Raw genomic sequence first — 25,920 nt, forward strand, 5'->3', positions numbered from 1 at the left:
AAACGAACGCCCGCCGAGAGCGGAGCTTTCGCGGGCGTTCGGGTCGTACCTCCTCCGATCGACTCGTACGTTGGGATTCAGCCTTTGCGGCGGCGTGCCAGCAGCAGTCCGGCCCCTCCCAGCAGCACCGCGGCGCTGCCCGGTTCGGGGACGAACAGTTCCACCTCGATGGCGGCCTGACCAATGTGCTGTCCGATGGTCGCGGCGCCGGTGCTGGAGCTGCTCGCCTGATACAGCGCGTTGACGTTCAGGTGGACCTTGGTCACTCCATCGGGCAGGGTGGTGACCGACACGCCGGACCAACTGCCTGCGCCGGAGGTGATCGGCATGCCCGGCGTTGTGATCATGCCGGAGGTCAGAGCCGGCAGCGCGGGCTGCTCGAGGTTGGAAACGCTGACGGTGGTGCTGGCGTTTACCTGATTCGGCCCCGGCCCGGTGATCGAATAGTCGCCGTACGCGCGAACCTCGACCTTGTCGAGCTGGAGTCCGGCTTTGATGAAGATATCTACTTCAGCGGCGTCGGTGGCGCTGGCGGGCGAGCCGTTGACGCTGTTGGCGACCAGATTGTTGGGGAAGAACACGAAGCCAGCGGTGCTGACCAGGGGGCTGCCGAAGAGGTTGGTCTGATTTTGACCGTTGGCCCAGTCAAAGACTGCATTGCTGCCGCTGGGGTTGCTCCACGAAAAAGCGGCGAAGGCCGAAGAACTGGCGGAGGCGATTGCAGCCAGCGCAATCGCGGCGGCCGCGCGTGGCGTGAGTCTGGTACCCATCTTTTCTCCCTTTCCTTTTGCGGACATGCGGGCGGCCGGATGGAGCCGATCGGCATTTTCCCGCGCACTTCCCGTCCCGTGACTGGCTCGTTTTCGAACCGAACCTCCGAGCAAAAAGGCGAGCCGCGAGCGCTGCTCACGGCTCAGATGTCGATCATCAGCGGTCGTGCGGTCCCGCCTTTTAACGGCGGCGACGCGCCAGCAGAAGTCCCGCTCCTGCCAGGCACAGTCCGGCCATGCCCGGTTCGGGGATCAGCAGGATTTCAATCTGCCCGACCTTCTTTTCGATTTTGGCGGCGCTGCCCTGCGAGCTGGTGGCCTGAAGCGTGTTGTTCAGGATCAGGTGGATCTGCGTGACGCCGCTGGGGAACGTCTGCACGGCGATGCCGCCCCAGGTGCCCGAGCCGGTGGTGATCGGCATGCTCGGGGTCATGTTGAGGGTGGCACTGGTCGGCGGATTCATTGGGCTCGCCAGGTTCAGCGTGAACAGGGTTGCTGACGCCTGCACCGCGTTGGGGCCGGCGCCGGTGATGGCGTAGTCGCCCACTTCACGCACGAGGATCTGTTGCAGGTCGAAGTTCGGCTTGGTGAAGATGTCCACTTCGGCCTTGTCGTAGACGCTGACCGCGTTGCCGTTGACGCTGTTGGCGACGAAATTGCTGGGGAAGAACACGAAGCCGGCGGTGCTGACGCTTGGGCTGCCGAAGAGGTTGGTCTCGTTCTGCCCGTTGGCCCAGTCGAAGTTGGCGTTGCTGCCGGCGGGATTGCTCCAGGAGAATGCAGCCAAAGCGTTGGTGGCGACCGAAATCACCATCACGGCTGCAAGAGCGAGAGTTCGACGCGGCGAGAGTTTGAGCATACGCATTTTCGTCTCCCTTTCCTGCTCCTACCTCGACTTCCGGCTACGTCAGGCGTCGTGTCCCCGACACGCCGCCGCGTAGCGCAACCCTGCACGGCCCACTCCCAAACAGACATGTACCCACTGTCAAGTGAACATCAGTCCGTGCAGGAATATTCCGAAGTCTACCGCCATGTTGCCAGAACGCAACAAAAAACATGCGCGATATCGATAATTTTATATGACCTGGCTTCAGCCACCACTGTGGCCCGAATTACATTGCCCAGACCCCAAGCGGCTTGACGAAGCGCGCGGCGGGCGATTGTTTCTGACCCGGCTGCGCCTTTTTGCCGATGCTACAATGGCTTGCCCACCACCAGTCTGGGGCGTGGATCGGGATCTGAGGGCAAAAACGGAGTGCATTGTATTTTGTCCATACACAGTCTGGGAAAACTGGAGGGTTTGGGAGATATGACTCATGCCGCGTGACATTCCGGTCGGCAACGGACGCCTGCTGGTCACCTTCGACCACCGCTACCAGATTCGCGACGTGTACTTCCCGCACGTGGGACAGGAGAACCACGCCGGCGCCGGGCCATGCAGGTTCGGCGTGTTCACCGACGTGCCACACCGCAGCCGTGGGCAACTGTTCTGGACCAGTGACAGCGGGTGGGTCATCCGCCAGCGCTACCTGCGAGACACCCTGACCACCAGTGTCAGCCTGGACCATCGCGAGCTGAAGCTGGCGATGTACTGCAACGATGTGGTGGACTTCCACCGTCCGATCTTCGTGAGAAAGATCAAGCTGAAGAACCTGGCCTGCCACGACCGCGTGGTCAAGGTCATCCATCACCAGGACTTCAACATGTTCGGGACGAAGATCGGCGATACGGCCTACTTCGACCCGGAGCTTCGCTCGATCGTTCACTACCGCGGCAAGCGATACCTGATGGTGACGTTCTTTTCATCCGGCGAGCAGCGGATCGACGAGTTCGCCACCGGCACATCCGGATTTCACGGCGCCGAAGGGACGTGGCGAGATGCGGAGGACGGGCATCTTCAGGGCAATCCGATCGCGCAGGGGGCGGTGGACTCGACGGTGGCGGTGCATGCTCATTTGCCCGCCGAAGGGGAAAAGACGCTGTACATGGTGCTGATCGCCGGGCAGTCGCGACAGGAGCTGCTGGAGCTGCACAAGTGGATCATGAAGATGGCGCCGCAGGGGGTGATCGACCGCACGACGGCATACTGGCGGCTGTGGGTGGGAGGCACGAACATCAACTTCGGGAATCTTCCGCCAAAGGTGGTCGATCTGTTCAAGCGATCGCTGCTGGTGACGCGCACGCAGATCGATAACGACGGGGCGATCATCGCCGCCAACGACTCGGACATCATGCAGTTCTCGCGCGACACCTACTCGTACATGTGGCCGCGGGACGGGGCGCTGGTGGCCGATTCGCTGGACATGGCCGGCTTCCCCGATGTGGCGCGCTCGTTCTACACCTTCTGCCAGAAGACCATCACCGACGAGGGCTTTTTCCATCACAAGTACAACCCCGACGGCTCGCCGGCCTCGAGCTGGCATCCCTGGGTCATGAAGGGGCAGCGCTCCATGCCCATTCAGGAGGACGAGACGGCGCTGGTGGTGTGGGCACTGTGGCGGCATTACTACAAGTATCGCGACATCGAATTCATTCGCCCGATGTGGGTGGATGTCGTGCAGAAGGCCGCGGACTTCATGGTGCGCTATCGCGATCCGCGGACCGGACTGCCGCTGCCCAGCTACGACCTGTGGGAAGAGCGCTGGGGCGTGCACGCGTTCACGGTGGCAACGGTGTATGGCGGGCTGAAGGCGGCGCGCAACTTCGCCGTCTGCTTCGGCGATCGCGAACGCGCCGAGGTCTACAACCGCGCCGCCGAGGAAATCAAGGCCGGCGCGGAAAAGTTCCTGTTCAGCGAGAAACTCGGGCGATTCGTCAGGAGGCTGGTGCCCCGGGAACGCCCCGAATCGGGCGAGGCAGGACACCCCGGCGCCCCTGAACATTCGGACCCGGACGCTCAGCACCCCGAGGCCAATGGCATCTACGACCCCGACGAAGTCCTGGACGCTTCGCTGTTTGCCATCTACAAGTTTCACCTTTTCGACGCCGATGACCCGCGGGTGGTGGCGACGATGAAGGCCGTGGAGGACAAGCTGTGGGTCAAGACCCGTGTCGGCGGGGTGGCGCGCTACGAGAACGACTACTACCACCGCGTCAGCAACGACATCGCTTCGGTGCCGGGCAATCCCTGGTTCATCTGCACGCTGTGGCTGGCCGACTACTTCATCACCCGCGCCAAGACCACCAGCGAGTTGAAGACAGCGCTGCCGATCTTCGAGTGGACGGCCAGCCACGCGCTGGAGTCGGGCGTGCTGGCCGAGCAGGTCAACCCCTACACCAACGAGCCGATCTCGGTCAGCCCGCTGACCTGGTCTCACGCCACGGTCGTCAGCACGGTGATCAAGTACCTGGAGAAGCTGGAGCAGCTTCAGGTGTGCTCGACGTGCAATCAGCCGATCTTCCGGCTGCGCAGGACCGGCGCCGTGGAGGTCAAGGCGCATGCGCACTTCGATCGCCACGACGCCGCGTTCGAGCAGAATGTCAGCCGGGAGACCGCCTCGGCAGTGGGCAGATTCATCAAGCAGGATCCGCGCACGCGGCTGGAGATGCGTGCGACGCTGGCGATCGACACGCGGGACTGCATCGGTTGCGAGGTGTGCGTGAACCACTGCGATCGCGGGGTGCTGATGATGGTGGATGGCAAGGCGCTGATCGATCTGCGGCACCTGAACCGCTGCGACCTTGACGGACATTGCGTGGAGGTCTGCCCCACCGACGTGATCACGCTTCTGCTTCAGCCCGCCGAGCAAACGGAGTCCGAGCGGTCGCGTCCGGCCGCCGGGGCGTGAGGGCCAAGCCGCGCGCGGTCGAAGACACGGCGGAACAAGAGCAGGGGCGCAAAAGGGGTAGATGGTTTGGCGGCGTTTTCCCGTCTGTGCTGCCGGTCGCACGGCTCTTTGCTGGGGATTGGCCCAGCCATGGGCTTGAAAAGTGGCATCGCTTCGCACATACTGGATAAATTGATCTAGAACTCCAGAGGAGATGTCCATGCGGTGCAATCAGTGCGAACAGGCGATGCCTTACGGGTGTTCCGGGCCGGTGGGAAACTGCGGTAAGGACCAGGACGTGCAGTCCCTCCATGAGATCATCCTTTACGGCCTGAAGGGAATGGCGGCGTATGCGCATCACGCGCGGCGGCTTGGAAAGACCGACGAATCCGTCAGCGCCTTCATCGAGCAGGCCCTGTTCAGCACGATGACCAACGTCAACTTCGATCTGCCCAGCCTGATCGAAATCGCCATGGAACTGGGGCAAAAGAACCTGCGGGTGATGCAGATGCTGGACGAGGGACACATCGAGCGGTTCGGCGTGCCTTCGCCTGCCACCGTTCGCGAGGGCACGCAGGCCGGCCGCGGCATCCTGGTCACCGGGCATGATCTGCTGGATCTGGCCGATCTGCTGGAACAGGTGCGCGGCACGGACCTGAAGGTCTACACGCACGGGGAGATGCTTCCGGCGCATATGTATCCGCGGCTTCGCGAGCACCCGAACCTGGCCGGACACTACGGTGGGGCGTGGCACGAACAGCGCGAGCAGTTCGCTCAGTTCAGCGGGCCCATCCTGGCCACCAGCAACTGTGTTCTGATTCCGTCGGAGCAGTACCGCGATCGGCTCTTCACGACGCGCATGACCGCCGTCCCCGGCGCCACACGCCTGACGGGCCACGACTTTTCGCCCGTGATCCACAAGGCGCTGCAATGTCCGCCGATGCGGCAGCGCATCGACCGCACCAGCACCATCGGCTTCCACCGCTGCGTTCTCCTGGAAATGGCGCCGACGATCGTCGAAGCGATCAGGGCGGGGAAGATCAGCCGGTTCTACGTGATCGGCGGATGTGACGGGGCGCGCCCCGGGCGCAACGTGTTTGCCGATTATGCGCGGGCGACGCCGCCCGATTCATTCATCCTCACGCTCGGCTGCGGCAAGTTCCGCATCCGCAACCATGATTACGGCACGCTGCTGGGGCTGCCGCGGCTGCTGGACATGGGCCAGTGCAATGACGCCTATGGCGCGATCTCAGTCGCGTTGGCGCTGGCCAGGGCGTTGGGCTGCCAGGTGAACGAATTGCCGCTGACGCTGGCGATCAGTTGGTTCGAGCAGAAGGCGGTGGCGGTGCTGCTGACGCTGCTGAGCCTGGGTGTGCGGGGCATCGTGCTGGGTCCGACTCCCCCGCAGTTCATCACACCCAATGTGTGGAGTCTTCTGAAGGACAGATTTGACTTGAAGCTGACCGGCAATGGCAACGGGCGCGTGCGGCTTGCGGCGATGGCGCCGGCGGGCGCCTAGGTCGCGCCGGCCGGCGTCGGGGCGGCGGCGGCCTGAAGGCGCTGGATCAGCCCGTTGACCAGCTTCAGCCGCTCCTCCAGGTCGTCGTGCGCCTCATGTTTGCGCGTGTGATGAATCTCCACCGGCAACTCGCGCTGCTCACGCAGCAGCAGGTCCAGCAGCAGCGCTCGCTCCGACGGAGTGATCACGAGGTTGATCTGCTCTGCCATCGTATCGCCTCCTTCGCTGTGCCCCCCAATGTCCTCAGCAAGGTAAGCACATGATCCACCACCTGATTATACAGGCCCTGCCCGCCAACCCACTACGTGCAAATCCCACCGCAGGTGGCTGATCAACCGATCAGATCAATGGCGCGCTCGATGGGCGCGGCCAATCGCTCCCCGCGCCGCGGCCAGGCGGCCAGCGGCGCCGGCAGGGCCGTCTGCCAGCGACTGGCCAGAATCAGCAGATCGCGGGTATCGACTCGGTCGTCGTAGTTGAAATCGCCCTGGGCGAAGCTGCGACCCGACTGCTGCCAGTTCATGACCAGGATGTCCAGATCGAGCTGGTTCACGAGGCGGTCGCGATTGGCGTCGCCGGCCAAAACGAAGAAATCGAAGCTCTGCTCGCCGCTCAGCGCGTTGCCGGCGGCGTCGCGCACGGCGTCGGAGCGGATCGTGGCGCGATAGTTGCCGTCGGGCAGGATGCCGCCGGCGTACGTGAACGTCGCGATGTTGGTCGGGGAGTCGTAACTGAGCAAAAGCTGGCTCGACGGAATCGTCTGCCCGCTGGTCAGGTTCGTCACAGCCAGATCGTCGGACGAAAGCGACGCGCGCACGTCTTCGTTGAACGCGATCGTCAGCGCATGCGGGGCACGCAGATGGTTGAAGCTGCTGCTCAATACCTGTGGCGGATAAGCATCGGTGGCGAACTGCGACAGCAGCAGGCTGTACGCCGCCTGGTAATAGATCGCCGGCTCGGTGATCTCCCAGGAGTTCTCCGGCCAGCCGGTGTTCCAGTCTTTGAAGGCTTTCATGGCGGGTTGTCCGGCGGGCGGTGAGATCGTGGCGACGGAGAAGTACTGGTTGGGTCCGCCCACCAGGTAGCCGGGGATCGGCCCGTAGGTCGAGTTGGGCCCGTCGTACAGCGGCGAGCCGTCGCCAAACCAACTGTGGTAGACCTGCATCACGCTCTTGTCCCCGCCCAGGTTGGCGCCCTTTGCTCCCATGTTGCTCAGGTACAACTGCGAGAGCGGATTGCGGCCATGCAGGTAATGCAGGTACTCCTCGGCGATTTCGCGGTACGTCGCGGTATTGGCGGGGTTGACGTTGAGCCTGATCGCGTACAGCAGCAGGTTGGCCCACTCGCTCTTGAGCTGATTTGATCCCCAGGTGTAGTGTCCGGACCACATGAAGCCGCGGTACGGATCCTCCAGATTGACGTAGCTGGTCAGGAGGATGCCATCGACCATGTTGCGCAGGGACGTCTTGATCTCGTTGACGATGGATGGGTTGGCGCCGGCGGCGGTTGCGTAGGTGACGTAGGCGCGGTTGAGCTCGGTGCCGAGCGTGGTGTCAAAGTGCGGCCAGCCGCCCAGCAGCGGATGATGCCCGTTGTCCGAGGCGGCGGAGTTCTTGTAGTTGGATTCGAAGTAGGACTTGTAGTTGGCGGCGGCGGTGGATTTGTACAGTTCGGAGGCGGCGAGGATGCGCAGCCGCAAATCGGCGGCGGGATTGGCGTCGGCGGCAGCGGCGGCAAGCCCACCTGCGCTGCCGCCACTGCCCCCGCCGTCGCTGCCGCTGGCGGGGGTGATGTTCGGCGTGGCCTGGAGGTAGTTCCAGGCAAGCGTCGCGGCGTTCAGCAGCGTTGCGGCGTATCCGGGGTATCGCACGTCGTATGCCGCGAACACCCTGGCCGCATGCGCCAGCGATGCCGCGAAACTCGCCGTCGCCCACGTCGTCGCCTGCGTGTAGTACCGCGGCTGCGTGTCCGTCGCCGGATCGTAGTTGCCGGCGGCATAGGTGGCGTTGGCGACACGATTCAACACCGAGCCGTTGGGATTCTGCATCTTCAACAGCCAGTCCAGCTCGTACTTGATCTCGTCGAGCAGGTCCGGCACGCCGTTGCCGCTTTCGGGGATGTTCCAGTTGTCGCCGAACACTCCAGCGTTGAACTCGAAGGCGCTGAGCAGGTTCCACAACACACTTGTGGTGAACGGCACATACTTGTTGTAGTCGCCGGCGTCGAACCATCCGCCCGAGACGTCGCGCGCCTGGCCCTGGGAAGCGCCGTTGAGCCAGAGTCTGGCCTGGGTGTCCTGGCCGGGGCCGACGTGGTCGATGGCATGCGTCCAGTTGCCGCCGAACTGCGGGGGGATCGCTGTGCCGGTGCGCTGGTAGTAGAACGTGCGGATCGAGCTCTTCAGCACATCGTTGTACAGCGCCGCATCCAGACGAAACGGATACGAGCGCAGGTCATTGGCAGGATCGTAGACGTAATACTCGCCGGGCGCGACCACCGAGGAAAAGTCCCCATACCACACACGGTCGCCAGACTCGGCGTGGGTCGTGCCCGCCCGCCACTGCACCGTCGCACCGCTGAACACGACGGCGTCATCGGATGTGCGGCGAATCTGAAACGCCGCGCCGGGAGTATAGGTGATGGATGAGTTCTGCCCGTTGACCGGATCGGCGAAGATCACGACTTTCCGCGTCGCATCGTTGCGCCAGCCGAACTGGTCGATGATGATCTGTTCGCTGAGCGTCCCCGCCAGCATCTGCCGCCGTTCCAGAGGCTCGATCCATGGTGCAGACCGCATGCGGGCCATTCTACCATGCGCGGGTTCGCCGTTGACGGCGACGGCACAGCAGCAGCGCCCCGCCCAGCGCCGCGGCGCCCAGCGGCTCGGGAATGCTCACCGTCACTTCCGGCAGCCCCAGCGACGCAAAAGGCGGCGGGAAGCTGGCCTGCCAGTTCTGGGCCAGGATTTCCAGATCCGCCTGATTGACGAAGTTGTCGAAGTTGAAGTCGCCCTGGGTGTAATCGCCTGGCTGCTGCCAGTGCTGCGCCAGGGCGTACAGGTCGCGGATGTTCACCACGCCGTCAACGGTGGCGTCGCCCGCCACTCCAGACAGAACCAGCCCCTCGACCTTGAGATACTGGGTTCCGTAGATCAGCCCCGCGTCATCGGTGTCGTCGTAGGTGAACTCGTAGAAACTGGAGTTGCTGAAGTAGTCCCACAGCAGATCGAGGTTGTCGGGATGGCTGGCCAGCGTCCAGCCGTTCTTGTCGTCGCTGGTGGAGAACCGTAGCCCCAAGGCGAAACTGCGGTAAAGCGGATTGGTGCTGGCGGCGGCGCCGTTGACGTTGAACAGGGTGTTCACCCCGTCGCCGATCGTAATGGTCGTTTCCGTGTGGGTGAGGTTGATATTGGTCGGCAGATTGATCGGGCTGCCGATCTGCACGGGCCCCAGTGGCAGAGGTCCGACCGGATCGTAGTTAGGCCCGTCCCCGGGGCCACCGGCGCGAACGCTGTCGTCGAGCAACTCGGCGTAGTAGGGGGTGATGGTGACGGCTGGCGCACCGGCGCGGCGCGACACGCCAAACGTGATGCGCTTGACGTTGAACAGCGTGCTGGGCCATGTCGGATCATTGGTGGGCACGGGCACGGTCACGTCGTCAAACACGATATGGTTGGGCGCGCCGCCGTTGTCGGGTCCGGGGTTGTAGAAATAGGCAAAACTGCCGGAAGGAGGAAGCCGACGGGTGGTGGCATCGTAGAAGACGACGGCCTGGGCTGGGGCCGCCATCGAACCGACCGCCAGTGCGGCGCTTGAAACAATTCCCAGCCGCTGCTTGGGCCTCATCGTCATCTTCTCCTTCCTTGCGTGGCGCAGGCGGCGGACAGGGCCCACTGACCGGCCAGTCGCAAGGATCATCCATCGACCAAAAGCAAAGAGCCTGGCCCAAACGGCCCGGGCACTGTCCCCATCCACCCCAAATGCTGGATCAAGCCGGGAACAAATCGCGCACTCTCCCCGCACCTCCGGCGACGCACGCGCAGGCTCCTGCCCGCATCCACCTCAATCCCCGCCACGTTACTTTGGTTCCCGAAGAAATCAAGCGAATTCTGCGCCGAATGAACTGGCTGGCGCAGACTACCCACCGCCCCCGGATTGCCTGGGCGTTATAACTTGTCCCGACGCGCAGCACGCGAGGGTAAAGGCCGGCGGCTCAATCCTGCCTTTCCACGTCATTGCCCGTGCCGGCGTTGATCAGATCGAATCCGCCTTCGCCGTACAGCCGGTCGTCGTCCTCATCGCCATACAGCCAGTCATCGCCGTCCCCGGCGACCAGCTTGTCGTTGCCAGCCCCGCCTCGCAGGTAGTCGTTGCCGCCCTGGCCGTAGATCAGGTCAGCTCCCTCGCCGCCCAAAAGGGTGTCGTCACCCTCGCCGCCCTTGATCAGGTCATCGCCGGTTCCACCATCGAGCCGGTCGTTGCCGATGTTGCCGAAAAGCGTGTCGTTGCCCACACCGCCAGCCGCATACACCGCCGCTGCCCCGGTCGTGACCGAAACCCGATCGTTGCCGCTGAGGGCATCGATGTTGATGCGTTGGACCTCATCCTCAGCGAATGAGAGGCTTTGCCCGTTCAAGATCGCCTGGATGTTGTTGTTCACCAGTCTCACGCCGATCACGTCGTTGCCGACGGTTCCGCGGATGCGAAGCGTTGCGCTGGACGAGTCAAGCTGAGCAAACGTGTCCTGATTGCTGCTCAGCGTGGTCACCGTGGCGGTAACGACGGTGACGGAAGTGGACAACGGCGAACGGGACTTGACGCGATAGTAGTAGGTGGTGCCGGGATTGAGATTGGCGTCCACGTAGCTGATGGTGTCCGCGGGGGTGATCGCCACGCGCGTCCAGGTGCTCAGGTCGGTGCTGCGGAAAAGCAGGAATGCCACTTCGTTGGGCGAATTGTCCGACCAGTCCACCCGCACCGCCGTGCTGGATAGCGCCGTGGCGGAGATTTCCCTTGGCGGAGCGACGGGGTGCAGCCGGCTGAGAAAGATGCGCGGCTCCATCGGCTCGGCGAATGCGACGCTCGCCGTTGTGGATGGCTTTGCGGGTTTGGTCTCCCGGATTTGTTCGCTTCGCCGGCTGCAACGAGATCTGAGGGTTATCCAGGCACGCACAGTCATAGCCGCTCCGGTTGGTTGGTCCCAGTTGTCGCACACCCGATCGCGCATGCTGGGGTGTGAACTGGTAACCTACCAAACCGCTCGCGGGCAACGCAAATCTGTTGGCCGGTCGTGCCGACGGCACGATGCAGCGTGATGAGGCTGTGTGTGCCCGGATTGCAGTGCCGCCGGCGCGATCACAGCAGCTTGTTAAGGTCAACCGCGACGCCGCCGGATTTCAGGTGCCGTGCCAGTGCCAGTTGCCACCCGCCGGCCGGATCGATCCGGATCTGCTTGACGCCGCGGCTGTCGCCAGGCGGCTGCGGGGATGCATCTTCGCGCTGAAGCAGGCACAGTCTCCCGGTGCCGAACTTGCCCACGCAGCAGCCCAGATCAAACAGGTAATCGCCGTCATTGGTCGGCGTGTCGTTGAGGATCAGTGCGAAGCTGGCGTCGGCAAACTGGGCCAGGGCTTCAACGAGCGGTCGGCGGTTTTCCGCCGGGCGCTGGTCCACCACGTTCAGCGTCAGGTCCAGCGCGGCAAAGAAACTGGCGACGGCCTGGCGCGTCTGGTCATCCACCGAGCGCAAAACGAGCAACCCGGAGGAACTCAACCTTGGCGAGGGCGTTTGCCTGGGCGTGGCCGGTGCGGTCGGCATGGTCGTCATCGGCGATGGGGCCGGTTGCGGTGCCGCCGTTGCAGCAGTCGCGGGCTGGACGGAAACAGGGGCGGGTTGAGCGATCATGAACACTTCCTCCTGCGGTTCGGCATTTTCCGCCACGGGATCGGCGCCGCCGGGTGGTGTCACCAGCGACGCAAACGCGTCCATCGAGCCGGCCTGCGGCGCAGCACCCTGCGGCGCCGGCGCAGCGGGCGTCGCCGCCGCACGCGGAAACAGCGGCTCGGGCAACTCGTCCAGCAGCCTCAGCACCTGCTGGAGCCGGCCGATCCGATGCTTCATCTCGTTGACGAACTGTTCGACGAAGAGTTTGAAGTCGGCGTACTCAGGCAGGATCGGGCCGACCCAGTCGTTGCATTGTTCGGCGACTCGACCGTCGCTGAACAGGGCGTTGAGCAGGTCGGTGGTGCGTGTGACCCACTCCTGCTTTTCGGCGCGCGCCTGATCCAGGTCCCAGGTGTTGGCGATGCGCTGGGACTTGATGGCGTTGCCGATCTTGATCTGGTTTTTGATGGCGACGGCGGCGTCGCGACGGGGCTTGAGCAGCCGCAGGGGTGCTGCGGGCGTGCTCGCCTGTGCCGCGGATGCCTGCGGGTCCGCCGGCGGTTGCGCCGTCGCGGCGGTGCTGGCCAGAACCGTGTACGTGTCCGACATTCCCAATCCTCCAGGTTTGCCGCCGCAACAGCCTGGGCGGTCGCGGCGGCATTGAGCGGTTGATCCAAACATCCGATACAGCGGGCAAACGGGCAAACGGTGGCGAAATTTTTCGCCTGCGCCGGATGTGCCGTGCTAAACGACGCGCAGCAACGACCCGATGATCAGGGCTGAGGAATCCGATGAAGCTGATGCGCAACGCGTCGATTCGCAGCAAATTGACGCTCACGACGCTGCTGGTCAGCACGTCGTCGCTGCTGGTGGCGTCGCTGGCGTATGTGGCGCGGGACGTGAAGATCCTTCGCCGCGAGCTGATGGAGGCCACCGGCATCCATGCCGACATTATCGGAACCAACTGCGTGGAGGCTCTGCGCGTCCAGGACCATCGCCACGCCGCCGAAGTCCTCCAGTCGTTGCGCGTGGATCCGACGATTCAGGCGGCGTGGATCTTCACACCCGAGGCCGAGCTGTTCGCCTCGTACTATCGCGACGCGCGACATTCTGTGCCCGACGGCCAAAGAGTGCGGACCGCCGACAGCGACTTCACCGACGAGTGTCTGGAGGTGTTTCGCCCGATCATGCACGACGGGCGTTTTGTGGGCACCGTGGTGGTCCGCAGCGGCCTGGAGGAGCTGTGGGAGCGCGTGGGCGACTACGCGCGGACGGTGTCGCTGGTGGTCTTCGGCGCGTCGGTGTTGTCGCTGGCGCTGGTCTCGCGGCTTCAGCGGATCGTCTCCAAGCCGGTTGTGAATCTGACGCAGACAGCGCGCGCTGTGACCAGCGGGCAGAACTACTCATTGCGCGCCACGCGATTCGGCAATGACGAGCTGGGGATCTTGGCCGACTGCTTCAATCAGATGCTCGAGGAGATTCAGCGTCGCGACGCCGAGCTTCAGGCGCATCGCGAGCAGCTCGAGCAGCAGGTGGCCACGCGCACGCAGGAGCTGAGGCGGCTGAACGCCGAGCTTCAGGCCGCCAAGGAGCACGCCGAAGCCGCCAGCGCCGCCAAGAGCGCGTTTCTGGCGAACATGAGCCACGAGATCCGCACGCCGATGACGGCGATCGTGGGGTATGCGGATCTGCTGCTGGAGCCGGATCAGACGCTATCTGATCGGCAGGACTACCTTCAGGTGATTCGCCGCAACGCCTCACACCTGCTGGAGCTGATCAACGATATTCTGGACCTGTCCAAGATCGAGGCGCAGAAAATGACGGTGGAACGGATCCGGGTGGATCTGCCCAGGCTGATCGCCGAGGTCTGTTCCCTGATTCGGCCACGTGCCAGCGAGAAGGGGCTGGGATTTGATCTGAGCTTCGGGGATCCGACGCCGCGGCACGTGATGACCGATCCGCTGCGTCTGCGACAGATCCTGATGAACCTGCTGGGCAACGCGGTGAAGTTCACCTCGCAGGGACGTGTGGGATTGCGCGTCTCGTACCGAGCGTGCGAGCAGGGTACGTCCGGGCGGCTGATGCTGACGGTCTCGGATACCGGCATCGGGATCGCCCCGGAAGTGCTGCCGCGGCTGTTCCAGCCGTTCTCGCAGGCGGATGAATCGATGACGCGGCGTTTCGGGGGGACCGGGCTGGGACTGACGATCAGCCAGCGTCTGGCGATGCTGCTGGGCGGAAACATCACCGTCACGTCCACACCGGGACTGGGCAGCATCTTCACCGTCGAAATCGACGCCGGGCCATGCGAGGGGGTGGAGATGCTTCACGGAGTGCAGGAATCGATGCTCAGTGACATGTCCGGGCATCGGCGGCGCGACGGCGTGAGGCTCCGCGGGCGAATCCTCTTTGCCGAGGACGGGCTGGACAACCAGCGTCTGATCTCGCTGCATCTGCGCAAGGCCGGGGCGGAAGTGGTGATCGCGCCCAATGGCAGGGTGGCGGTTGAGCTGGCCAGTCGAGAGCCTTTCGATCTGGTGTTGATGGACATGCAGATGCCGGTGCTGGACGGCTACGCCGCGGCCAGCCGGTTGCGGCGGGAAGGCTTTGCCGGGCCGATCATCGCCTTGACCGCGCACGCGATGGCGGAAGACCGGGGTAAGTGCCTGGCCGCCGGATGCACCGATTATCTGACCAAGCCGATCGATCGGGAGAAGCTTCTGGCGTGCGTCGCGTCGTACCTGCCCGCGGGGGACGAAGCGGCACCAGTCTCACGCGCCACGGGGCAAACGACGCCCGACACATCTGTGAACGTGTCTTACCGCAGCGAGCTGGCCGACGACCCGGAAATGAAAGACCTGATCGAGAACTACATTCAGCGACTGCCCGTCGAGGTGTCCAAGATGCGTCAGCACCTGGCCGAAGGGCAGATCGAAGCACTGCGGCAGGTGGCCCATCAACTCAAGGGGTCGGGTGGCGGATACGGCTTCTCGCGGATCAGCGAGCTGGCCGGGGCGGTGGACCAGTCGATCAAAATGCAGGCGTCGGTGGACCGGATCCGCGCCCAGGTGGATGAGCTGATCGAGTACATCCGCCACGTTCAGGGCTACGAGCTCACCAGGGAAACGACCCCTGCGGCAAAAAATCCTGCCACGATCGAACCTTCGACGGCCCGGGGATCGTTATAAGCGGTGGACCCCGTTGGCTGAACTCCGCGGCGTATTGCGCGGCGGAATTCGAAGGAGATCACATGTTTCGACGTGCATTTGTCGGGAGAATGGCATTAGGCTGGGCGCTGGCGATGGGCACGGGAGCGATCGCGGCGGCGCCGGCTTCACAACCGTCAGTCAAACCCTATCCGCTGAAGGTCTGCCTGGTCTCCGGCGACCAGATCGGACAGATGGGCCCGGCTAAGGTGATCGTCTACAAAGACCGCGAATTCAAGCTCTGCTGCGCCGACTGCGAGGAACCGTTCCGCAAGGACCCTGAGAAGTATTTGAAGATGCTTCAGGCGGCGGAAAAGGCGGCGGAACACGAATCGCCGGCCACTCAGCCAGCCACCCGGCCCGCCGGCCATGCGAAGCATGATCACTCCCACTGATCGGAGGCCACCATGTTCGGCATGACTCCACAGAGACAGAGCGCGCTCGGGGGGCTGGTCTTGGCAGCAGGTGTGCTGCTGGGCGGGGGATGTCAGAGCACCGGCCGGGGCGATGCAGCCGCGGGTCCGGCCACGCAGGCCGTCGCCTGTACCCAGTGCCAGACGACTTGGGTGAAGGTGCCTCAAACGTCCAAGGGGCGGATCGTCGGCTACAGCATGGCCAAGAAGATGGTTTGCCCCGAGTGCCGCTCGGCGGTGGAGAACTTCTTTGCCACCGGCAAGCTTAAGCACACCTGCTCGATCTGCGGCCAGAGCCTGATGACCTGCGAAGTTCATTGAGCCACTGGCGGGTTGACTCACCTCGTCTGCAACTCTTGACAGAAGCGGTTAGATCGCCTTACGTATCACACCCCGACTTGCCGGGCGGCGGAATGGCCCGGCCCGGGGTGCGCAGGGGTGGGCAGGGTCGGGCCGGCGGCTGTTCAACCGAATCGGCGACGGTGACGACGACCACGAGGACAGGCGAGTGATCAACGTTTCGCAGCTAACCAAGGTCTATGGCACGACCCTGGCCGTGGACCACATCAGCTTTGAAGTCCCCAAGGGTCAGATCGTGGGATTCCTTGGCCCCAACGGGGCGGGCAAATCGACGACGCTGCGCATCCTGACCTGTTACCTGCCGCCGACCAGCGGCGGAGCGACGATCAACGGCTACGACATCTTCCATCAATCCGTGCAGGTTCGCGAAAATCTCGGGTATCTGCCGGAGAACGTGCCGCTGTACACCGAGATGCGGGTTGAGGAGTATCTGGATTTCCGCGGCCGGCTGCGCAAGATGCCGCGGGACGATCGCCGCAAGCGCATCGAGTATGTCCTGGATCGCTGCTGGCTGCGGGACGTGCGCCGGAAGGTCATCGGGCACCTGTCTAAGGGGTATCGTCAACGGGTAGGACTGGCTGATGCACTGCTGCACAACCCGCCGGTGTTGATTCTGGATGAGCCGACGGTGGGGTTGGACCCGGCCCAGATCCGCGAGACGCGAAAGCTGATCAAGGAGCTGGGAGGAGATCATACGGTGATGCTTTCGACGCACATCCTGCCTGAGGTGGAGGCGGTATGTGATCGGGCGATCGTGATCGCCGGCGGAAGGATTGTGGCCCAGGGCTCGCCGGAGGAGCTTCGCGCCAGCCGGCGGATGCAGGCGCGGGTGCTGGTGGAATGCCGTGGTCCGGCCAGGGAAGTCGAGCTGGCGTTGTCGCGGGTCAGCGGGGTAAGCAGTGTGGAGATTCTGAACGGAGCGGGGGGGGACTCGCGATACGTCACGGCGGCGATTCGTCCCAAAGAAGCCTACGACGTCCGCGAGGAAGTGGCGCGAACAATCGTGCAGCATGGCTGGCCGCTGCGGGAAATCCGCCTCGAACATGCCACGCTGGAGGAGTTCTTCGTTCAGGTGACCGCCCAGCAGGCGGAAGCAAAGTGACGAAAATGAGAGACGACAAAAGAGAACTGAGGACAAAGCGGGCGGCGGCCCGTCCTATGGTGTGTCCCATTTGTCTTTTGTCGTTTCTGGCTCGAAAACCATGACTCGATCTTTCACCATCGCTCAAAGGGAGTGGAGCAGTTATTTCTATTCGCCGATCGCGTACGTGGCGATGTTCGCGTTTCTGCTGGCGTGCGGGGCGTTGTTCTGGGACGACTTTCGTCCCGGTCAGCCGGCGGCGATGCGAACGCTTTTCGAATGGATGGTGTGGCTGCTGGTGATCGTCATTCCGCTGCTGTGCATGGGGTTGCTGGCACAGGAATGGTCCACCGGCACGATTGAAACGCTGATGACCGCGCCGGTGGGGGAGACCGACGTGGTGGTGGGCAAGTTCCTGGGCTCGCTGGGGTTCTTCATCGTGCTGCTGCTGCCGACGCTGCTGTACGTGGCGATGTTGCGGCTGTATGCGCGGCCCGACATCGGGCCGATCCTCAGCGGATACCTGGGGATCCTGCTGGTAGGGGCCTTGTTCATCGCGGTGGGGCTGTTCTGTTCGAGCCTGACGCGAAGCCAGGTCGTCGCCGCCGTCTCCTGCGCCGCGGTGCTGTTTGTCATTACCATCGTGCCGTGGTGGGCCAGCGCCAAGGCGGCGCTGAGTCCGTTCTGGCGGCGGGTGAGCGACCAGGGGGTTTTCACCCGCTATACGGATTTCAGCAAGGGAGTGATCGACACCGGAAACCTGGTTTTCTTCATCGCCGCGACCGTGGTGTTTCTGTTCCTGACCGTCAAGGTCCTGGAGTCGCGACGATGGAAGTAGCCCAAACCGGCTGGACATGATGAGCAACGCTGAAGCACACAAGCAGGCAACCGGGCAGTTCGTTCCCGAAACGCAGCACCAACGTTGGGTCAAGTACGGTGCCAACGTAGCGCTGTCGGTGATCGTGGTCATCGTGCTGGCGGGGCTGATCGTCTACCTGGCCGAGCGGTTCTCGCGACGCGTGGATACGACCGCGGCGGGGATCTACAGCCTCAAGCCGCAGACCGTGAACCTGATCAAGGACCTGAAGCAGAAGGTCAAGCTGGTCAGCCTGTATACGGCCAAGGACGCGCGGCAGCAGGACAACCCCTACGCCGGCCCGGTGCGCGACCTGCTCGAAGAATACGCCCGCAAAAGCCCCAACATCGAGTTCGACGTGATCGATCCGATCACGCAGCCGACCAAGACCGACCAGCTCGTCAGCGAAGCGGTGCAGAAGTACGGCGGGGCGGTCAAGGACTATCGCGAGTTCATCGACCAGTTCTTCAAGGACACCTACAGGCAGTTGACGGAGCTGACCGGCAACGAGGCGACGGCGGCGGCGGACCTGCCCACCGACACGCTCGGCGAGGACGAGCGGAGCCAGACCATCGCCGCCATCGTCAACACCGTTCGCGAGGTCGTGCCCCAGAGCCTCACACGCCTCAAGGAACGCGCCGATCGCGCCCTCAAGCCCAAGTACCCGGATTACAAGGCCATCGTCGATGCCATCAGAGATTCGCTTGATTCACTCTCGCAGCGTGAGGCGGCGCTGGTGCGGCTGGCCAAAACCTACCAGAACGACCCGCAGGTTTCCGAACAGATCCGAAAGTACCTGGGCGAATCTCCGCCACGCCATGAAGCCATCCAGAAACTGGCCGACGAGACGATCAAGAAGATCGACGGCCTGGGGGAGCTGAAAGTTGGCCAGCTCCAGCAGGCGATCAAGGGTCAGGATCTGATCCTGGTGCTGGGAGAAAACGACTGGCGTGTGATCGACTTCGGGCAGGTATGGGTCAATGACGCCCGCGACCTGCGCGGGTTCACCGAAGGCCGGGAGATCAAGCCGCGTTTTGCCGGTGAGCAGGCGATAACGACGGCGATCCTGTCGCTGGCCAGCAACAACAAGCCGAAGGTGGCGTTCATCCGTCCGGGCGGGCCGCCGCTGACCAGTCCGGGCTTTCCGCCGTTCCAGCGGGGCGGGCCGCTCAGTGAGCTGGGCGAGCGTCTGCGCGGCTACAACTTCGAGGTTCTGGAAAAGGACATCACCGGAATGTGGGCGATGCAGTCGCAGATGCAGGGCATGCCCGCGGCGCCGGAGCCGAGCGACGAGCAGATCAAGGATGCGGTGTGGATCGTGATCAACGCCCCCGGCGACACGCGCATGGGCCCGCCGCCTTCCATCTCGCCGAAGCTGGCCGATCATCTCAACGCCGGAGGCTCGGCGATGGTGTTGACGATGCCCAACGCCGACAACCTCTCCGAAGCCCTCAAACCATTTGGTCTGGAGATGGACACCGGCTCGGTGATCGTGCACGAGGTCCCCAAAGGCGAGCGGGCGCAATCCAGCGACATCGCTGAAAACGCCGCGCGACTTCCGTTCATCTTCGTGATCAATGAATACGGGCAGCACCTGCTCACCAGGCCGGTGCAGTCGCTGGACAGCGTGATCGTCGGGTCGGTCCCGGTGAAGATCAGCAAGGCCGAGGGCGTGACCCAGACCCCGCTGCTGCCGATCCCCGACAGTTTCGGCAAGGTCTGGGCGGAGACCAACATCGATTCGATCACGGATGAGAACTTCAAATTTGACGAGGGTGTTGACGTGCCCGGGCCGATGCTTGCCGCCGCCGCCGCTGAAAAGGGCAACTCGCGGCTGGTGGTCATCGGAAGCGTGCAGAGCTTCACGGACCAGATCCTGAATATTCCCGACCAGGAGATGCTGCGTCGGCGGATCGTGGTCAGCCGCTTCCCCGGCAACGGCGAGCTGTTCACCAATGCGGTGTTCTGGCTGGCGAAAATGGAGCCGATGATTGCGATCTCGCCAGCGGCCATGGAGGTCAGCCGGATCGAGCGCATGAGCGAGGCGGCACTGGCGGGGTGGCGCGTGGGGGTGCTGCTGATCCTCCTGCCGGGGCTGGTGCTGGCGGCGGGAATTGGGATGTACTTTGCACGACGCGACTGAACGAGATCCACAGGGCACAGGCCAGTGGCTGGAATCGCGGTTGTGAAAACGCCTGAACGCTCGATTCCGCCCGCGGCCACGGTCGCTGTGCCCAGGCTTTGCTATGAACTTCAAGACCACCGTCATCCTGCTGGTTCTGCTGGCTGTTGTTGCACTGGTCCTGTTGCTCACGCGCCAGACCGAGCCTGGCGCGGAAAAACCGACCGAGGCCAGACTGCTGGACATTGCCGCCGGCGACATTACACGCATCAGCTTCACCGCCGACGACGGTCAGACCACCACCTTCGAGAAATCCGATGGCAAGTGGCGTCTGACGCAGCCGGTGCAGGCGGCGGCGGAGGAGTTCGCGGTGAGCTCGCTGGTCGATGCGATCGCGGGGCTGAACACCCGCGGGCGGGTGGATCCGGCGGGTACGGGGGTGGATCAGCCCCGCTACAAGCTTCAGATCACCACGAAGGACAATCGCACGATCAAACTGGACATCGGCACGCGCAGCGGCGCGGGGGATAACCTGTACGTCCGCCGTGAGGGACAGACGCACGCCGACGTCGTGCCCGCGTCGCTGATGGATCAACTGGAAAAGCCGCTGAAGGACTGGCGTCGCGAGCGGCTGTTCGACGTCGGCGGGATGCAGATCGCGCAGATCCGCATCGCCACCACGCAGCAGAGCCTGGAGCTGCAGAAGCGCGGCGCCAACGAATGGCACGTGGTCAGCCCGACCAGCATGCCCGCGGAAACCACCGAAGCCTCCGACATCGCCAGCGCGATCAGCGGGCTTCGCGCCGAGGAATTCGTCACCGATCAGCCGCCCACGTCGGCGGAGCTGAAGCGATACGGGCTTGACCAGCCGGTGATGACCGTGTCGTTCAGCACACAGCCGCCGGCGACGCAGCCGACCACGCAGCCAGCGACGCAGCCGACGTTCACCACGATCCAGTTCGGGCGTTTCGGGGACGTGATGAAGAAGAACGTCTATGCCAGCACGTCGGCCGAGCCGGGGGTGGTGCTCGTGCCGGCGACTTCGCTGGACTCGTTCCGCAAGACCCCGCTGGATTTGCGCGATCGCAGGGTGCTGTCGATCGAGGAGGATCGAGTCTCGAAGATTGCGATCACCATTGACAAGGCCGCGACGACGCAGCCGACCACCCGTGCTGCGCAGCAGAAGACGATCGTGCTGGAGCGCGCCCGCACGACCATCGCTTCCACCCAGCCGACGCCGACAACTCAGGAGGCGACCGAGCTTGCCAGCACGAACCCGGCCACGCAGCAGGCCTCTACGCAGCAGGCAACCACCCAGCCGGCAACCACCCAGCCGGCCGAGCCGCCGTCCCGGTGGAAGCTGGCCTCGGCAGGCGGCGCGGATGCTGACGACACGAAGGTGGCGGACCTGCTCCGCGAGCTTCGTCCGCTGCGGGCCAACAAGTATGTGGAGTCGTCGCCGCCGACGACACTGCCGGCCGCTACCTACACCCTGGCCATCGAGACGCCCGACGCAACACATGAGATCCGATTGGTCGATCCGGGCGACAGCAAGCCGCTGATCGGCATGTATGGCGGGCTGACGTTCGAGGTGTGGCGATCGTTGGCGGATCGACTGGACAGCGAATTCGCCAAAGCAGCCGCGCAAGGCACCACGCCCGCCGCCCCGAACGGCGCCGCGGCAGGGGAAACAGGCCCATGAAGCAGCCGGCGCATCTTGGCCGCAGGTCCGTGCTCACGCCCGAGCAGATCGAGCGTCCGCGGTCGATTCTGGACACGTTCGCCAATCCATGCCCCGGGCGCGATTACCAGATCCAGTTCGTTTTTCCCGAATTCACCAGCGTCTGTCCCGTGACCGGGCAGCCGGACTTTGCCACCATCACCGTCACCTACGTGCCCGACAGGCTCTGCGTGGAGATGAAGAGCCTGAAGCTGTATTACCTGAGCTATCGCAACAAGGGCGTGTTCTACGAACAGGCGGTGAACACGATCCTGGATGATCTGGTGGCGGTACTGAAGCCCCGGCGGATGACCGTGGTGGGGGATTTTGCGGTGCGCGGCGGGACTCGGGGCATCGTCACCGCGACGCATGTCGCGTCGTCGCGGCGGTCGGCGCGGCGCAAACGCCGCACCTGAACGGCCGCCCGCCGAACATGCCACGCCCAGCCGCCGCTGGAGGAGGCATCACATGAGGCTGCTGCACGCCACGCTGTTCGTGGCGCTGGCGCTGCTGGCCGGCGCCGCGCCGATCGAGGGCGCGACGGTCGCCCTGTGGCTGTTCGATGATCCGGTTGATTCTGTCCGTGGCGCCGTCCTGAAAGATTCCTCCGGAAATGGATACGACCTTGAGCTTGGCCAGGGGCGGATCGTGCCCGAGGGAAAGTTCGGCAATGGCCTGGCCTGCCCGTCGAGCGTGACGGAGTTTGTGGCGCGACGCAGCGGCGTGCAGGGCACCGCGCTGAACCTGGGCAACCGCGACTGGACGATCGAGTGGTGGCAACGCCGGGATGCGCCAGTTGCCCGCGGACACGTCGATTGGGTGTACCTCTTGGCCGACGATGAGCTGGACCGCGACGCCGCCGCCAAGTCCTGGGAGCTGGGCTTTCAGACCGAATCGCGCTTCTGCGGTCCGGGCGTGTGGTGCCACGACCAGGCCAGCGTGTGGGGGGACAGGCCGCTGTTTCTCAACGTTTTTGCCGACAAGTACGACGAAGTCAATCGCATCGCGATCGTGCGCGACGTGAACATGGATTTCTACCGCGGCGCCGATCGCGATTTCCATCACATCGCCTGGGTGTACGATGCGCGGATCAAGCGACTGATGTACTTCGAGGATGGCCGCGGGCCGTTCTACGTCCGCGACGGCACGTTCGACACGCCCGGGAATCAGGCCCATAGCGTCTACGGCATCATGGGCATGGGGCCGCTGGAGAAGTATCCGTGGAAGTACGACGTCTACAACGCCAGCGCGAAGGTTTCGCTGTACATCGGCGGGCGGGGCGTGATCGGCCCGGACCAGCGCAGCGGCATGGGCATTGCCAAGATACCCGAAGGCTACCGTTTTTCGCCGCGCCCTCTGGCCGAGCAGACGGCCAGCAGCGTCATCGACGAGATGCGCGTGTCCGATCAGGCGTTGTATCACGCGCCGTTCACGCCGCGGGCGAGCCTGGCGGAGCAGAGGCCCCGGGAAAAGTCCAGCCCGTGGCTGACGCTGTCGCGGCGAAGGCTCCAGTATCGCTCGGTGGCCGGCAAAACCCCGCCGCCGTCGCAGACGATCAGGCTTGAAAACAGCGGCGGCGGGCAGGTGGCGTGGAAGGCGCAGTCGCAGGCAACATGGCTGACGATCACGCCGGCCGAAGGGCATTTGTCTGATACACCGATCGAAGTCGTCGTGTCGGTCGATCCGTCGAAGCTGCACGCAAGCATTCATCGCTGCGAGATTGTCTTCACCAGCGATTCGCCGCAGCCGCCGCAGATCGTCGCCGTGGAGTGTGCGATCCAGCCTGTGGATTCAGTGGTGTGGCTCTTTGATGAGCCGGCGGGTTCTCCGAGTCGTTTTCAACTGGAGGACCAGACGATCAACGGCTACGACCTGTTGCTGGGACCGGGCGGGGCGATCGTGCCCGGCGGGCGATTCGGCAACGCTCTGGACCCGCGCGGCCCGCGGCCCGGACAGGCCGCCACACGACGCTACATCGACCCCGGCCATCTGAACCTGGGCGATTTCGACTGGACCTGGGAGTGCTGGGTGCGTCCCGACGAGCCGGCCGCCGAAGGCGACGTCCTGTTCATGGCCCGGGAGAACATCCGCATCGGCCCCTGGCCGTACTACAGCGGCGTGGGTCCGGCGACGGGCTTGGAGTTCGGCCGCGGCGCCACGCTGCGGTTCATCAATGAACGATCCGGATTGAGTGGCCGGATACTCCAGACCGATCCGAAGCTCACGCACGGCGACGGGCAATGGCATCATGTGGCGGTGGCGTATGAGTCGGCATCGCGCCGGCTGAGCCACTGGGTGGATGGCGTGCGGTGCGACTCGGTCGCGCTGGCGGCGCCGCTGGTCGCCTTCGAGCCGACCGGTGAAAACAACCTGAGCATCGGCAAGACGATCGATGGCCAGCGCCCATTCAAGGGACTGATCGACGAGATGCGTTTCACCGCCGGCCTGCGCTACGGCGATGCCGGGCGGTTCGATCCGCCGGCGAGCCTTGCCCCGCCGCGCCAGCCGATCGCGCTGCGCGCCGGGCCGCATCTGCTGATCGATGATCAGCTCATCGCCGAGTCGCAGAACCTCCAGCGAGTGCAGCACTCGCCGGAGTATCCCGTGGATAAGCCCAAAGGATGGGATGAGTATATGCAGGTCGTGGGCGCCTCCGACATCGTCGATGACGGCCCGGACTGTCCCGATCCCAGGCGGAGGTTCAAGCGGGTCTCGTACTTCCATTCGCTGGCTGAATCGACCGGCATCGGGGGATACATGCTGTACTGTGCGCCGACGCGCAGCGGCCCGTGGGTCTCGTACGAGGGCAATCCGTTTTTGCCCTATGTCTGGGCCGGGCAACCCGGATCGATGGTCGGCGGCAGCGACGTGCTGGCGATTCAGTTCGATAGCGTCCTGCGCAAGTACCTGATCTTCCACAAGACCTACCCGCTGTCCGGCGAGAATCCGGAGCTGGCCTGGTATCGCGACGAACGATTCAACTACCACAACCGTGTCCTGTCCGGCCACAGACGATTGCCCTCGCTGATGACCAGCGACGACGCGATCCACTGGTCAACGCCGCAGCGGATCATCAATCTCGACGACTGGGACATCGGCGAAGCGCAGGCGCAGGTGCACATGGTGTGGCGTCGCGGGGACCTGCTGCTGGGGCATCTGTGCATCCACCACGATGAGATTGACCGTGGCGCGATGTATACCGTCCTGACTTGCAGTCGCGACGGATACCACTGGACACGCTTTCGCGAGCCGTTCATCCCTTACGGCCAGGAGCCGACGCGCGGCGACAAGGTCATCTTCCCGTACGGCAACGATCAACTGTTCATCAGGGGGCAGTTCATGTACCTGGGGATCAGCGTGCAAGGCTCGCACAAGCCGCCGCGACGCGCCTGGTCGGGCTGCGCTCGGCTGCCGATCGACCGGTTCGTCTCCCGCGGTGCGCGGGGTGATCGGCCCGGGCGGTTCACGACTCCGCTGCTGGTTCTGGACAAAAGTGTGGACGGAATGCTGCTGAACGTGCGCACGCACGACAGCGGGAATGAAGCGGGCTACATTCGTGTTCAGGCAAGGGATCAGCACGGGCGAGTCATCCGGGGCTTTTCGTTCAGGGAATGCCTGCCGATCAGTGGCGATTCGCTCAAGCACCCCGTGCGATGGAACAGGCGGTCGCTGTCGGAACTGGCCGCCGGGGACCAGCCGCTGCGGCTGGAATTCGAGCTGCGCGATGCCGAACTGTATGCGTTTTACCTGACCGGCCCGCAATGGCGCGGCGACGCCGATTTCGTGGCCGAATCCGATCCCGGGCGATCGGACCTGACGGATCCATACGAGCTTCTGGGCATTGCCCGACCCGACCCGCGCCACCCCGCAGCCATTACCGTCACACCCCAGTCGCTGACGTTCGAGCTGAAGAAGCTGCCGGGTCTGGGCTATTCCGGGCAGACGCCGCCGCAGACATTCACCGTCAAGCCTGCCGACCCCGCGCACAGGTGCACGATCCGCCATGCCATTCCCTGGCTGATGGTCGAGCCGCAGGGGCAGAGCAATGCGGATGGATCGGTCAGCTACACGGCGCGAGCGTCCGGCGGGGCGCTGGAGCCGGCGGTGTACCTGGGCAAGATCAGCCTGCGAACCGACCCCCCGGGCCAGACGCTGGACATCCCCGTCACCTTCCGCCTGGAGTGATTCCCTCTGTCGCATTCACGAAGATACGATTCGCAAGTT

Annotated in this window: 18 protein-coding genes; 11 read left to right on the forward strand and 7 right to left on the reverse strand. The window is 64.1% G+C overall.

Going from position 1 to position 25,920, the window contains the following annotated elements:
• Positions 1-77: 77 nt before the first annotated feature.
• A complete protein-coding gene (locus ACQS5P_RS15555) occupies positions 78-770 on the reverse strand; it encodes a PEP-CTERM sorting domain-containing protein (protein ID WP_428937532.1) in 693 nt (230 codons plus the stop codon).
• 181 nt (positions 771-951) lie between these two features.
• On the reverse strand, positions 952-1,635 hold the full coding sequence (locus ACQS5P_RS15560) for a hypothetical protein (protein ID WP_428937533.1): 684 nt from the start codon (positions 1,633-1,635) through the stop codon (positions 952-954).
• Positions 1,636-2,086: 451 nt separating this feature from the next.
• On the opposite strand from ACQS5P_RS15560, the gene ACQS5P_RS15565 reads away from it, so the two are divergent.
• Positions 2,087-4,558, forward strand: a complete 2,472-nt coding sequence (locus ACQS5P_RS15565; RefSeq protein ID WP_428937534.1) for a glycoside hydrolase family 15 protein — start codon at positions 2,087-2,089, stop codon at positions 4,556-4,558.
• A gap of 199 nt (positions 4,559-4,757) precedes the next feature.
• Positions 4,758-6,056, forward strand: coding sequence for a hydroxylamine reductase (hcp, locus tag ACQS5P_RS15570; RefSeq protein WP_428937535.1), 1,299 nt, complete (start codon positions 4,758-4,760; stop codon positions 6,054-6,056).
• Here hcp and ACQS5P_RS15575 read toward each other — a convergent pair.
• The 5 genes from ACQS5P_RS15575 to ACQS5P_RS15595 form a co-directional block, all read right to left on the reverse strand.
• A complete protein-coding gene (locus tag ACQS5P_RS15575; RefSeq protein ID WP_428937536.1) occupies positions 6,053-6,265 on the reverse strand; it encodes a hypothetical protein in 213 nt (70 codons plus the stop codon). The two genes, hcp and ACQS5P_RS15575, sit on opposite strands and share 4 nt — an antisense overlap.
• A 122-nt stretch (positions 6,266-6,387) precedes the next feature.
• The gene (locus ACQS5P_RS15580; protein ID WP_428937537.1) at positions 6,388-8,853 is read right to left on the reverse strand and encodes a glycoside hydrolase family 9 protein; all 2,466 of its coding nucleotides are present in this window, start codon (positions 8,851-8,853) and stop codon (positions 6,388-6,390) included.
• Positions 8,854-8,863: 10 nt separating this feature from the next.
• Positions 8,864-9,907, reverse strand: coding sequence for a dockerin type I domain-containing protein (locus tag ACQS5P_RS15585; RefSeq protein ID WP_428937538.1), 1,044 nt, complete (start codon positions 9,905-9,907; stop codon positions 8,864-8,866).
• A 361-nt stretch (positions 9,908-10,268) separates the two neighbouring features.
• The gene (locus ACQS5P_RS15590) at positions 10,269-11,117 is read right to left on the reverse strand and encodes a hypothetical protein (RefSeq protein ID WP_428937539.1); all 849 of its coding nucleotides are present in this window, start codon (positions 11,115-11,117) and stop codon (positions 10,269-10,271) included.
• Between the two features lie 293 nt (positions 11,118-11,410).
• A complete protein-coding gene (locus ACQS5P_RS15595; protein WP_428937540.1) occupies positions 11,411-12,547 on the reverse strand; it encodes a hypothetical protein in 1,137 nt (378 codons plus the stop codon).
• Between the two features lie 182 nt (positions 12,548-12,729).
• Between ACQS5P_RS15595 and ACQS5P_RS15600 the strand changes: the two genes are divergently transcribed.
• From ACQS5P_RS15600 to ACQS5P_RS15640, 9 genes are all read left to right on the forward strand, one after another.
• Positions 12,730-15,126 (forward strand): ATP-binding protein, encoded by a 2,397-nt coding sequence (locus tag ACQS5P_RS15600; RefSeq protein ID WP_428937541.1) that lies wholly within the window; start codon positions 12,730-12,732, stop codon positions 15,124-15,126.
• A gap of 62 nt (positions 15,127-15,188) precedes the next feature.
• The gene (locus ACQS5P_RS15605) at positions 15,189-15,539 is read left to right on the forward strand and encodes a hypothetical protein (protein ID WP_428937542.1); all 351 of its coding nucleotides are present in this window, start codon (positions 15,189-15,191) and stop codon (positions 15,537-15,539) included.
• Between the two features lie 21 nt (positions 15,540-15,560).
• Positions 15,561-15,878, forward strand: coding sequence for a hypothetical protein (locus ACQS5P_RS15610; RefSeq protein ID WP_428937543.1), 318 nt, complete (start codon positions 15,561-15,563; stop codon positions 15,876-15,878).
• Positions 15,879-16,065: 187 nt separating this feature from the next.
• A complete protein-coding gene (locus ACQS5P_RS15615; protein WP_428937544.1) occupies positions 16,066-17,019 on the forward strand; it encodes an ABC transporter ATP-binding protein in 954 nt (317 codons plus the stop codon).
• Positions 17,020-17,119: 100 nt separating this feature from the next.
• The gene (locus ACQS5P_RS15620; protein ID WP_428937545.1) at positions 17,120-17,836 is read left to right on the forward strand and encodes an ABC transporter permease; all 717 of its coding nucleotides are present in this window, start codon (positions 17,120-17,122) and stop codon (positions 17,834-17,836) included.
• Between the two features lie 16 nt (positions 17,837-17,852).
• Complete coding sequence (locus ACQS5P_RS15625) at positions 17,853-19,997, forward strand: DUF7088 domain-containing protein (protein WP_428937546.1); 2,145 nt, start codon at positions 17,853-17,855, stop codon at positions 19,995-19,997.
• Positions 19,998-20,100: 103 nt separating this feature from the next.
• Positions 20,101-21,678, forward strand: coding sequence for a DUF4340 domain-containing protein (locus tag ACQS5P_RS15630; protein WP_428937547.1), 1,578 nt, complete (start codon positions 20,101-20,103; stop codon positions 21,676-21,678).
• Positions 21,675-22,112 carry a preQ(1) synthase gene (queF, locus tag ACQS5P_RS15635; RefSeq protein WP_428937548.1) on the forward strand — a complete coding sequence of 146 codons (438 nt, stop codon included), beginning with the start codon at positions 21,675-21,677 and terminating at the stop codon, positions 22,110-22,112. The genes ACQS5P_RS15630 and queF overlap by 4 nt, the downstream gene beginning before the upstream one ends.
• 52 nt (positions 22,113-22,164) lie before the next feature.
• Positions 22,165-25,881: a LamG-like jellyroll fold domain-containing protein gene (locus ACQS5P_RS15640; protein ID WP_428937549.1), complete on the forward strand. Its 3,717-nt coding sequence runs from the start codon at positions 22,165-22,167 to the stop codon at positions 25,879-25,881.
• Positions 25,882-25,920 lie beyond the last annotated feature (39 nt).

This window comes from Fontivita pretiosa (assembly GCF_050410795.1).
Taxonomy (GTDB): domain Bacteria; phylum Planctomycetota; class Phycisphaerae; order Tepidisphaerales; family Tepidisphaeraceae; genus Fontivita; species Fontivita pretiosa.